The 11,903-nt window shown below is 39.9% G+C and carries 9 protein-coding genes; all 9 read left to right on the top strand.

Translation table 11 applies throughout. The annotated features are described in order from the left end of the window. Nucleotides 1–39 precede the first annotated feature (39 nt). The 9 genes from purF to ACTQ5J_RS10560 are packed head-to-tail and all read left to right on the top strand — an operon-like array spanning nt 40 to nt 11,903. Nucleotides 40–1,542 (top strand): amidophosphoribosyltransferase, encoded by a 1,503-nt coding sequence (gene purF, locus ACTQ5J_RS10600; protein ID WP_441752956.1) that lies wholly within the window; start codon nt 40–42, stop codon nt 1,540–1,542. Continuing rightward, entirely contained in the window at nt 1,535–2,581 is a 1,047-nt protein-coding gene (purM, locus tag ACTQ5J_RS10595; RefSeq protein WP_441752815.1) for a phosphoribosylformylglycinamidine cyclo-ligase, read from the top strand. The genes purF and purM overlap by 8 nt, the downstream gene beginning before the upstream one ends. After that, nucleotides 2,581–3,153: a phosphoribosylglycinamide formyltransferase gene (purN, locus tag ACTQ5J_RS10590; protein ID WP_441752813.1), complete on the top strand. Its 573-nt coding sequence runs from the start codon at nt 2,581–2,583 to the stop codon at nt 3,151–3,153. The genes purM and purN overlap by 1 nt, the downstream gene beginning before the upstream one ends. 2 nt (nt 3,154–3,155) lie before the next feature. Further along, nucleotides 3,156–4,745 carry a bifunctional phosphoribosylaminoimidazolecarboxamide formyltransferase/IMP cyclohydrolase gene (gene purH, locus ACTQ5J_RS10585; protein WP_441752812.1) on the top strand — a complete coding sequence of 530 codons (1,590 nt, stop codon included), beginning with the start codon at nt 3,156–3,158 and terminating at the stop codon, nt 4,743–4,745. A gap of 20 nt (nt 4,746–4,765) precedes the next feature. Continuing rightward, nucleotides 4,766–6,040, top strand: coding sequence for a phosphoribosylamine--glycine ligase (purD, locus tag ACTQ5J_RS10580; RefSeq protein ID WP_441752810.1), 1,275 nt, complete (start codon nt 4,766–4,768; stop codon nt 6,038–6,040). Next, a complete protein-coding gene (purE, locus tag ACTQ5J_RS10575) occupies nt 6,037–6,534 on the top strand; it encodes a 5-(carboxyamino)imidazole ribonucleotide mutase (protein ID WP_441752809.1) in 498 nt (165 codons plus the stop codon). The genes purD and purE overlap by 4 nt, the downstream gene beginning before the upstream one ends. After that, nucleotides 6,437–7,651: a 5-(carboxyamino)imidazole ribonucleotide synthase gene (gene purK / locus ACTQ5J_RS10570; protein ID WP_441752808.1), complete on the top strand. Its 1,215-nt coding sequence runs from the start codon at nt 6,437–6,439 to the stop codon at nt 7,649–7,651. Before purE ends, purK begins: the two co-directional genes overlap by 98 nt. 12 nt (nt 7,652–7,663) lie before the next feature. Next, complete coding sequence (locus ACTQ5J_RS10565; RefSeq protein ID WP_441752807.1) at nt 7,664–8,350, top strand: phosphoribosylaminoimidazolesuccinocarboxamide synthase; 687 nt, start codon at nt 7,664–7,666, stop codon at nt 8,348–8,350. 16 nt (nt 8,351–8,366) lie between these two features. Continuing rightward, nucleotides 8,367–11,903 carry a phosphoribosylformylglycinamidine synthase gene (locus ACTQ5J_RS10560; RefSeq protein ID WP_441752806.1) on the top strand — a complete coding sequence of 1,179 codons (3,537 nt, stop codon included), beginning with the start codon at nt 8,367–8,369 and terminating at the stop codon, nt 11,901–11,903.

The raw sequence follows: 11,903 nt of genomic DNA, 5'->3' as shown, positions 1-11,903 counted from the left end.
AAAGAACATAACGTAATGAGGAGTGAAAATGTGAAAGAAGTGTTGGAGAGTACCAACTCAGCTATTAGCAATTTCCATGGCATTGATAGTGTTGTTGAATCGGGTGGTTTGTTTGGAATTTGGAATCATCCTCTAGCGAATCAGATGACCTATTTTGGCTTACATGCTTTACAGCATAGAGGGCAAACAAGTGCGGGGATTGTAACAAGTGATGGGCAAATTTTTAAAGCTCATCGCGGCTATGGCTTGTTGAATCATGTGTTTTCGTCGGTAGATATGTTGAATGGCTTGAAAGGTAATAGTGCAGTTGGACAAGTTCGTTCAGCAACTCAGAGTGACCAAGCAGATGATTCTAATATTCAACCTCTGTTGTTTCATTTTAACAATCAATCGATTGCGATTAGCCATAACGGCAATTTAACAGAAGCACTCTCGATGCGTCAAAGCCTTGAAGCGGATGGCGCGGTATTTTCATCAAATTCTGCAGCAGAATTATTAATTCATTTAATTAGACGCGCCAAAGTTAAAGACTTTAGATTAGCCCTAGAACAATCTTTACAACAACTAAAAGGTGGCTTTAATTTCTGTTTATTAACAAATGATGGCTTATACGGGGCGGTCGACCGCAATAGTTTCCGTCCATTGATTATTGGCAAGTTTGCGAATGGTGCCTATCTTTTAGCCAGTGAAACATGTGTCTTATCTAGTATTGGGGCAAGTTATGTAACTGAACTAGCGGCAGGTGAATATGTTGTCATTAATAACTATGGTTATCAGATTTACCAATATGCCACTGATACAGAAACAACTTTAGAACCGATGGAGTTTATTTACTTTTCGCGTCCAGATTCAGATATAGCTGGCGTCAATGTGCATGCTGCTAGAAAGAGAATGGGGAAACAGTTAGCCAAAGAACATCCAGCCCAAACAGCAGATATAGTCATTGGGGTTCCGAACTCATCCTTATCAGCAGCGAGTGGTTATGCTGAAGAACATAACTTACCTTATGAAATCGGCTTGATCAAACATCAATATATTGGTCGTACCTTTATTCAACCAACTCAGGAGTTACGTGAACAAGGTGTTCGCTATAAACTGTCAGTTGTTGAGAGTTTGATTAAGGGGCAAGAAATCGTCCTAGTTGATGATTCAATCGTTAGAGGCACGACGGTCAAACATTTGATTCAATTACTGAGAGAAGCTGGAGCAAAAGCGATTCATTTAAGAATAGCCAGTCCAGCTATCCGTTTTCCCAATTATTATGGTGTGAATACAACGCACACCAGCGAATTATTTGCGGCCAATTATACAGTGCCAGAATTAAATGAGATTTTTGGTAGTGATTCACTTGGCTTCCTATCAATTAATGGTTTAGTCGATAGTATAAATGTCGCATCTGCCGATTCAAAACCTATCGGTGTTAGTTTGGACGCTTATACGGGGGTTTATCCAGCAGATATTGGAGATTATCGTCAAGAGTTTGAAGAGAATTTAAGTCCCTTACAGAAAACAATTTTAAAAGGAGAATTTCAAGATGAGTAATGCTTACCAACGTGCAGGTGTAGATATTGAAAAAGGATACGAAGCAGTTAGCCGAATGAAGAAGCATGTTAAAAGAACAGCTAGACCAGAGGTTATGAACCAATTAGGTAGTTTTGGCGCACTTTTTAAGTTAAATAATACACAGTATGAAAATCCTGTTTTAGTCAGTGGAACTGATGGTGTAGGTACTAAATTACTGTTAGCTCAAACATCAGGGCGTTTGGATACAATTGGGATTGATTGTGTGGCAATGTGTGTCAACGATATTCTAGCTCAAGGTGCAGAGCCATTATTTTTCCTAGATTATTTAGCTGTCGGTTCAAGTAATCCAGAAAAAATTGAACAAATTGTCGCTGGGGTTGCTGAAGGCTGTGTTCAAGCAGGTGCTGCCTTGGTTGGCGGTGAAACCGCTGAAATGCCAGACTTATATGAAGAAGATGAATTTGATTTAGCTGGCTTCTGTGTGGGTGTTGCTGATGAGAAAAACATCTTAGATGGTAGCAAAGTTGCTGAAGGCGATGTTTTAATTGGTTTACCAAGTTCAGGCATCCATTCAAATGGCTATTCTTTAGTCCGCAAAATATTCTTTAAAGACCATTCTCTAGACTATGCTTATCAAATGGCTGATGGCCAAACGCTATTAGATCATTTATTGATCCCGACTAAAATTTATGTCGAAGAAGTCTTACCGTTTGTTAAATCACAACAAATTAATGGGATTGCTCATATTACAGGTGGTGGTTTCTACGAAAACTTACCTAGGATGTTTGGTGAAGACTTAACAGCTGTTGTGGATACAACTAGCTGGGAGTTACCACTTATTTTCACAGAAATGCAAACATTAGGCGACTTAGCCCAAGATGAAATGTTTAATATTTTCAACATGGGAATCGGCTTAGTCTTAGCAGTCGACAAAAATAATGTTGATGCTATTCTGAAAGAAGTTGAAGGCGCTCGTGTCATCGGTAAGATGGCGAAACAAACGGTGGCTGAGGAAACAGTGCGTCTAGTAACAGGCAACGTGTTAGGTGAAGCCTAATGAGATTAGCTTTATTTGCTTCGGGAACCGGAAGCAATGTGCAGGCCATTTTAGATGCGATTAAAGCGGGCAGGTTAACAGCAACAGCTGCTTGTCTAGTCTGTGATCAAGCGGGAGCTAAAGTGATAGATAAAGCCAAGCAAGCGGGCGTACCATATCTAGTCTTAAGTCCGAAAGAGTGTCTTAACCGTGAAGATTGGGAACAACACATTCTAGCTTTTCTAAAGGAGCATGAGGTGGAACTAGTCGTGCTCGCGGGTTTTATGCGAATTATCGGCAAAACTATCTTGGCAGCTTACCCGAACAAAGTCTTAAATATTCATCCATCATTACTGCCTAACTTTCCAGGTAGACATGGTATCAAAGATGCTTTTGAAGCGGATGTAAGTGAAACGGGAGTAACGGTTCATTATGTTGATGAAGGTATTGATACGGGTGAGATTATTATGCAAGAAACAGTTAAGGTCGCAAGTGATTGGACTTTAGAACAATTAGAAACAGCTATTCATAAAATTGAACATGTTTTATATCCAACAGCAATTCAAACAGTTATTGAGAGAGGAAGAAATTAATTATGACACAATATGCATTATTGAGTGTTTCCGATAAAACAAATATTTTAGAGGTTGCTAAAGCTTTAACAGATCGAGGCATTAAATTACTCTCAACAGGAGGCACTTATCAAACGATTGAAGCGTCAGGTTTACCAGTTGAATCAGTAGATAGTTATACAGGTTTCCCAGAAATGATGGACGGACGTGTTAAAACGTTACATCCAAAAATCCATGGTGGACTGTTAGGTCTAAGAACCAATCCAGATCATGTTGCGGCAATGGCAGAGCATAAAATTCGTGCGATTGATTTTGTTATTGTTAATTTATATCCCTTTAAAGAAACAATAAGTCAGCCTAATGTAACCCTGGCTGATGCAATTGAAAATATTGATATCGGTGGCCCTTCAATGTTAAGAAGTGCTGCTAAAAACTATCAAGACGTGACAGTAGTTACTGATCCTTCAGACTACGACACTTTAATTAGTCAATTGCAAGCTAAAGGCGAAACAAGTTTTGAATTTCGTCAATATTTAGCTGGGAAAGTCTTTCAATTAACGTCTCATTATGACACTTTAATTGCTGACTACTTGAAACAATTCTCAGCAGCTGACTCTTTTGAAGCTCACAGCTGGAATCACAAAACGTTAACATTTGTTGACCAAGAAAGCTTGCGTTACGGAGAAAATAGCCATCAAGCGGCTGATTTCTACAAACAAGTCAATGCACCAGCTTACTCAATTGGCGCATCAAAGCAATTAAATGGAAAAGAATTGTCTTACAACAACTTGAAAGATGCTGATGCTGCAATTAAAATTGCCCGTGAATTTAAAGAGCCTGTAGCGGTCGCTTTAAAACATATGAACCCTTGTGGCGTTGCGATTGCTGATGAGATTGAATTAGCTTTCGAGCGTTGCTATCAAGCAGATCCAATTTCAATCTATGGTGGTATTGTTGTGGTCAATCGTCCAGTTAGTTTAGCTTTAGCTGAAAAATTAGCAACGATCTTCCTTGAAATTGTTATTGCACCAAGTTTTGACGAAGATGCCTTAGCTCGTTTAAGCCGCAAGAAGAACTTACGGTTATTAACAGTTGATTTCTCTGCGACTGAAGACAGTTACCAAGATGAATATGTATCTGTTTCAGGTGGTTTACTTGTTCAAACAGCTGATAAATCATATGAATTATCATTAGACGCTGTGAATGACATGCCAGCAGCGTGGAATATTGCAACGAAGCGTCAACCAAACGCTAAGGAAGTTGCTGCAATGAACTTTGGTATGAAAGTTGTTAAACACGTTAAGAGTAATGCGGTTGTTGTCACAAATGAATTTATGACTTTGGGTATCGGTGCGGGACAAATGAACCGTGTTGGGGCTGCTGAAATTGCCTTGAATCAAGCTGAGGCTCAAGATGCGTCATTACGTGATACTTATGTCATGTCAAGTGATGCCTTCTTGCCGATGGGTGATACTGCAGAACTAGCTAATTCACGTGGTATTTCAGCGATCGCTCAACCAGGTGGATCCGTTCATGATGATGCGTCAATTGAAGTCTGTGACCAAAATGATTTAGCAATGGCAATGACGGGTGTTCGTCATTTCCGTCATTAAGAGAAGGGCGGCACATAATAATGAAGCAAACGATTCTAGTTGTTGGCTCTGGTGGCCGTGAACATGCAATTGCGCGTGCTTTTTCAAATAGTCAGTCGGTAAAGAAAGTTTTTGTTGCACCAGGTAACCCAGGCATGCTCCTGGATAAAGCGGACATCATCGAATGTGTGCCAATTGCTGTGACAGCTGTTGAAGAGTTAGCAGCTTTTGTGATTGAACATGAGGTTGCAGTGACTTTTGTTGGACCAGAACAACCTTTAGAGTTAGGGATTGTTGACTATTTTGAACAACGTGATTTAGCAATCGTTGGGCCTTCGAAAGTTGCTGCTCAACTAGAAAACTCGAAATGGTTTGCTAAGAAAATCATGGCGGAAGCTAATGTTCAGACAGCTAAATATCAGTATTTTGCCGCTAAAGACCATCAAGAGGCTCTAGCATACTGCTTAGAAATTGGTTTACCTTGTGTCATTAAAGCCGATGGTTTAATGGCTGGTAAGGGTGTTGTGATACCTGAATCATTAGATGAAGCTAAAGAGACGCTTGAAAGAATGATGGTGGATAATGATACGTCGGTTCTAATTGAAGAGTTTTTAACTGGCACGGAGTTTTCACATTTTAGTTTAGTCAATGGCGAACATATTATTTCGCTGGGTAGCGCCTGTGATTATAAACGTGTGTTTGACGCTGATAAAGGTGCAAACACTGGAGGAATGGGGGCCTTTTCTCCGGTTCCTTGGGTGGATCAACAATTAAATCAACAAATTATTGATGAGATTGTCTTGCCAGTTGCTAAAGAAATGGTCCGTCAGGAGACACCATTCACAGGTATCTTATACACAGGTATTATCCTAACTGATAAAGGACCTAAAGTGATTGAGTTTAATACTCGCTTGGGTGATCCTGAGACACAAATCTTGTTGCCTTTATTCGAATCAGATTTCAATGAAATTATTGAGGCGCATTTAAGTAAACAAGTTTTTGAGATTGAACGTAAACAGCAAACAAATCTAGGGGTTGTGTTAGCAGCGGCTGGTTATCCAGGAGTTTGTAAAACAGAAATACCACTCTCTGTTCCAGAAAAACTAACGACTCATGTTTTATATGCGGGTGTTGGAGGCGAAGCAGACGCTTTGCATTCGACAGGTGGACGCATTCTGATGATGACAGCTAGTGGCGCAAATCTAGAGGAAGCGCGCGATAATGCTTACCAACTATTAAGTCAGTTAGAGATTGAGGATACATTCTATCGTCAAGATATTGGTTTACACCGTGAATTGAAGGAGGGGATTGAATGACACAGGCGACTGAAGTTGCAATTGTAATGGGCAGTATTTCTGACTGGGAGCAAATGCAAGGTGCCAGTGAATGGTTGAAAGACTTGAACATCAAACATGATTGCCAAGTAATTTCTGCTCACCGCATGCCCATCGAAATGATGGAGTTTTCAAAAAATGCTGCTGATAAAGGTTATAAAGTAATTATTGCAGGGGCAGGTGGGGCAGCTCATCTACCAGGCATGATTGCATCGGCAACCACGCTACCAGTCATTGGCGTACCAATTAAATCAAGTACCTTGAGTGGGATGGATTCTCTGTTATCAATTGTGCAAATGCCAGCAGGTGTACCGGTTGCTACTATGGCAATTGGTCCAGCAGGAGCGAAAAACGCAGCGTTGATGGCGGCCAGAATTCTTGCGACAACTCAAGTTGAGATTCGCCAGGCGCTTGAAGCGTTCCAACAAAGTCAGCATCAAAAAGCAACAGAAAGTAGTGAACAGCTATATGAGTAAACTAATTCATCCAGGCGCAAGGATAGGCATTATCGGAGCGGGACAACTTGGTAAAATGCTTGCTCAATCAGCTCAGAAAATGGGTTACAAAGTTGCTATGTACGATCCTAATCCAAGCTCGTGTGGCTTTGCGGTGGCTCATTCGAAAACAGTCGCTGATTTTTCAGATCGTGAGCAGTTGATGGCTTTTGTCCAATCAGTGGATGTTGTGACGTATGAGTTTGAGAATATTGATGGCGAACTTCTTCAAGAATTAGCCAATGTAGGGTACTTACCGCAAGGGACGCAGTTGTTACTGACTACCCAAGATCGCTTGAAAGAGAAAGCTTGGTTAAAAAGCATCGATGTTAAAACGGTCGATTATTCGCCCGTCTCATCACTTGCTGATATTGATATTAACCAACCAAGTTTGTTGAAAACTAATCGATTGGGTTATGACGGAAAAGGTCAATTCTTATTGAAAGCAAGCGATGCTTTTGCTGAGTTAGAAACTGAAATTGAAGCTTTATTAAATGAGCATACGATGATTCAAGAAGCTTTCTGTGACTTCGAGTATGAAGTCTCTGTGATTGTTGCCCGTGATACAGCAGGAAAGATTAGTGTTTTCCCACCGAGTATCAACCAACATGTCAACGGCGTTTTGTTTACTTCAGATGTAAACTCAGCGTTTGATAAGGAATTAACTGACAAAATCAATCAAATAGCAAATAAGATTGCTGAAGCAGGAGCATTAGTCGGTGTCTGTGGCATTGAATTTTTTGTGACAGCCGATGGACAAATTCTTGTCAATGAATTAGCGCCAAGACCTCATAATTCAGGACATTATACGATTGAAGCGTGTAATGTGTCACAATATGACCAACATATTCTGGCGATTACGGGGCGTTCTTTAATGGGAATTCGCTTGTTGGAAAACTCATTAATGGTGAATATTCTAGGTCAACACATGGGTCAATTAGATGAGGTAATGGCACTTTATCCGGATGCAATGTTACATATCTACGATAAAGGCGAAGTTAAAACACAGCGAAAGATGGGACATTTTACATTCTGTGCTTGTGATAGCCAGAGTTTATTAAATTCAGATTTTCTACAATCATGGCGTCAGCAGTTTTAAAAGGAGAATGAAATGAAACTAATCTATCAAGGTAAAACGAAAGATATTTATAAAGTTGAAGAATTAATCTGTTTGAAATTTAAAGATGATGTCACCGGTACTGATGGAAAATTTGATCCAGGTGCTAACCAAGTTGGCTTATCAATTGCTGGCATGGGGAAATTGAATCTTGAAATGACAACTTACTTCTTTGAGTCATTAGCAAAAGTAGGGATTGCAAGTCATTATGTGAGTGCTGATTTAGAAGCGAATACGATGATGGTCAAACCGCTTGAAGTTTTCGGGCAAGGTTTAGAAGTGATTACAAGATATCGTGCAACAGGTTCGTTTATTAAACGTTACGGCGCATATGTTGAAGAAGGCCAAGCCTTAGATGCTTATGTTGAACTAACGTTAAAAGATGACGTACGTGAGGATCCTTTAGTGACATCTGAGGGCATCGTGGCTTTAGGCGTCATGACGCAAGCGCAATATCAATCACTGCTTGCATTAAATGTCGAAATTGCTGAGTTTGTTAAAGCTGATTTAGCCGGGAAGGGTTTAGAAATGTATGACCTTAAACTAGAATTCGGCTATCAAGCAGATAATCCAGATGAAATTGTCTTAATGGATGAGATTTCTGGCGGCAATATGCGTGTTTATCAAGGAGAGACTTTGCTCACTCCATTAGAATTAGCTGCATTTTACACTGAACAATAAGATTGAGAGGAAAAAGATGAGTAAATTTATCGTACTACCCGCAAATGATTCAAGTTTCTTGTTGAAAGAAGCTCATAACTTTTTAAACTTGCCAACATTAGAGGCAGTGAAACAATATGAGGTATTTGAAGTATTAGCTGATGAAGAGTTAAGTGCTATTCTACCTTTAATTCCTGGTGGAATTTTAGTCGATGACTTATCTGCATTTAACAATGCAACAAGTTTTAGATATCGCCAAGTATTAGGTCAATATGATGAAATTCAAGAAATGACGCAACGTTTAGTCAGCAACTTGCGTGATCATAATGTGACGTTATTCCATTCAAAAATCATGGACTTACCAGGTTTAACTGAGGAAGCAATTAACCAATTTAAAGCTTACTATTTAAATGAAACTGAAGTTGAAGAAGTATCATTTGAAGCGCTAAATTATGATATGGGTATTTCACCAGCAACAGATTTAGAAAAAGTAGCAGGTTTCAACGACTTAGACGAAGCTGGTTTATTAGCTTTACTAGAAGATTATTCGATGGATTTATCTGATATTAAAGTTGTTCAAGCTTACTTCCAAGAAGAAGCGATTGAACCAACTGTTTTCCAATTAAAAGTCATTGATACTTATTGGTCAGACCACTGTCGACATACAACCTTTATGACAGAATTAACCAACATCCAAGTCTCAGAAGGCGATTATCAAGCGGCAATTGAAGCGACAATTGCTGAATATAATCAAGTTCGCGAAACTGTCTTTGGAGAAAGACTATCAACAAGACCTGTGACATTGATGGATTTAGCAACAATCAATACGCGTGATGCAAAACGTTTAGGTTTATTAGACAACTTAGATGAATCAGATGAAGTTAACGCTTGTTGTATCCGAATTGAAGTGGACGTTGAAGGGGAAGCAGAAGATTATTTATTATACTTCAAGAACGAAACGCATAACCACCCAACTGAAATTGAACCTTTCGGTGGCGCAGCGACTTGTATTGGTGGTGGGATTCGAGACCCTCTATCAGGTCGTAGTTACGTTCATCAAGCAATGCGTATCACAGGGGCTAAAAATCCAACAACTTCTTATGATGAAACACGCGCAAGTAAATTACCACAACGTGTGATTTCTCAAAGAGCTGCTCAAGGCTATTCTGATTATGGTAATCAAATTGGACAAACTGCAGGTTATGTACGCGAATATTACCATGATGGTTTTGAAGCAAAACGTATGGAGTTAGGCGCTTTAGTTGCGGCTGCACCCGTTGATCACGTTGTGCGTATTAAACCAGATCCTTCAGACTTAGTGATTCTATTAGGGGGACGTACTGGTCGTGATGGTTTAGGCGCTGCAGTGGGGTCATCGATGGTTCAAACTGAAAAATCAATGGAGTTACAAGGCGCAGAAGTTCAAAAAGGTAACCCAACAATTGAACGTAAAATCATTCGTTTATTCCGTCAACCAGAAGCAACAACATTAATCAAAAAATGTAATGACTTTGGTGCCGGTGGTGTTGCTGTTGCGATTGGTGAATTAGCCGATGGCTTAATTGTTGAATTAGACAAAGTACCTACAAAATATCCTGGTATGGATCCATGTGAAATTGCGATTTCTGAATCACAAGAACGTATGGCAGTAGTAGTGGATGCTAAAGATGCTGAGGCATTTATTGCTTTAGCAGAAAAAGAAGACCTAGAAGCAAGTATTGTTGCAACAGTTACTGACTCACCTTATATGGTGATGAACTATAATGGCGAAGAAGTTTTCAGACTGAAACGTTCATTTTTAGATTCAAATGGTGGTGCTAAAGCGGCAGATGCTGTCATCCAAGCTGAGAATATTAAAGACTTCTTTAAAGATGAAAGAACAATTCTTGACCAATTAGCAGATGTGAATAACGCGAGTCAAGCGGCGCTTGCTCAAAACTTTGACTTTACAATTGGTAAAGGGACTGTCTTAGCACCTTTAGGTGGTCAAGCACAAGTCACACCTCAAGAAGGTATGGTCGCAAAAATTCCAGTTCTAGGTAAAGATACTCATACAGCTTCAGTGATGACGGTGTCATTTAAACCAGCATTAGCAACATTATCACCCTACCACGGTGCTTATTACGCTGTAGCTAACTCGGTTGCAAAAGCCGTGGCCTTAGGGGTAGCTTACCAGGATGTACGTTTAACCTTCCAAGAATTCTTTGAACGCATGACAAGTTCAACAAGTTGGGGTAAACCAACAGGCGCTTTACTAGGGGCCTTCAAATTGATGAAGCAATTAGGATTAGCAGCCATTGGTGGAAAAGACAGTATGAGTGGAACGTTTGAAGACTTAGCCGTACCACCCTCTTTAATCAGTTTCGCCGTTGCTGCTACTGATGCTCGTAAAGTCGTTTCACGTGAATTGAAAGCGACAGATTCGACATTATGGTTATTAAGCGCTAAAAGTAATCAAGATGACTTGGTAGACACGGAACATTTAATTGCCTTGTTCGAACAAGTTCAAACCTTAATCGATCAAGGAGTCGTTCGTGCTATCTCTACTCTTGACGATAAAACGCTAGAAGTTAATTTAGTCGAGATGGCTTTAGGTAATCAGATTGGTTTCGAGTTAAACTCGCTTTACTTAAACCGTAAAGTACCATTAGGCTTCTTATTAGAAGTGGCTTCTGATGTGAAGATGCCCGAACGAGCTGACCTGATTGGACATACACATGCCGAATTAACGGTAAAACTTGATGAGACTTATTCGCTCTCTGAATTAGCCGCTGCTTATAGCGCACCTTTAGCAGATGTCTTTTCTGAAGTAATACTGTGTGATGTGAGTCCTGTTGAGAAAGCTTTAACTGTCCCAGCTGTTGATTCTAAGGCGCGAGTATTGATTCCAGTGATGACAGGGGTTAATGGTGAATATGATTTATATGAGGCCTTTAAACATCATACTGAGCACGTCGATTTCTTTATTGTTAAAGAAGAACTTGCTTACACTGAATCTGTTAAAGAATTAGGTCAACTAATGCATGAATACGATGTGTTGGCTTTCCCGGACGGTTCAATTTTATCGAACCGTTTAGCTTATGGACAAGCAGTTGAGTTATTACTTGAAGACTTACAAGATGATTTAGAACGCTTTATAACAAATAAGCATATCTTGGCGATTGGTGCATCATTTGCAGGTTTTGTTCGAAGTGGTTTGATTGAATTTGGCCGCATGCAAAAGGGGACAAGTCTGACATTCAAAAGCAATCCATATGAGAAGTTTATCTCTACAGTAGTTGAAGCGAATGTTGTTCAAGAGAGTCCTTATGCAGCTTTAGGCTCGTATACGACGGCACTTGCTGGCTATTCTTTAACGCTTGAATTAGACGAAGCACTCTTTACCAAACAAATACTTTCTAAATATACACGTTTCTTTGAAGGGACAGTAGCTGTCGATGCAATGACGGATCCATCCGGTCGTATCTTAGGTGTGAACGCCAACTTTGAGCGTTTCAATCGAGATGGCCTGAATAACTTAGAGATCAATGAAGCGCCTTTCATCGCAAACTTACTAAAAGCAATTAACAAATAA

Origin of the sequence: Fundicoccus sp. Sow4_F4, assembly GCF_052116145.1 — a bacterium.
Lineage (GTDB): Bacteria > Bacillota > Bacilli > Lactobacillales > Aerococcaceae > Fundicoccus.
The sequence above is the reverse complement of the archived record's forward strand: the minus strand, read 5'-3'. Positions and strand labels throughout refer to the sequence as shown.

What these genes read in the sequence shown, in the direction of transcription:
- purM (WP_441752815.1), top strand. Translation starts at nt 1,535, where the DNA reads ATGAGTAATGCTTACCAACGTGCAGGTGTAGATATTGAAAAAGGATAC.
- purN (WP_441752813.1), top strand. Translation starts at nt 2,581, where the DNA reads ATGAGATTAGCTTTATTTGCTTCGGGAACCGGAAGCAATGTGCAGGCC.
- purH (WP_441752812.1), top strand. Translation starts at nt 3,156, where the DNA reads ATGACACAATATGCATTATTGAGTGTTTCCGATAAAACAAATATTTTA.
- purD (WP_441752810.1), top strand. Translation starts at nt 4,766, where the DNA reads ATGAAGCAAACGATTCTAGTTGTTGGCTCTGGTGGCCGTGAACATGCA.
- purE (WP_441752809.1), top strand. Translation starts at nt 6,037, where the DNA reads ATGACACAGGCGACTGAAGTTGCAATTGTAATGGGCAGTATTTCTGAC.
- ACTQ5J_RS10565 (WP_441752807.1), top strand. Translation starts at nt 7,664, where the DNA reads ATGAAACTAATCTATCAAGGTAAAACGAAAGATATTTATAAAGTTGAA.
- ACTQ5J_RS10560 (WP_441752806.1), top strand. Translation starts at nt 8,367, where the DNA reads ATGAGTAAATTTATCGTACTACCCGCAAATGATTCAAGTTTCTTGTTG.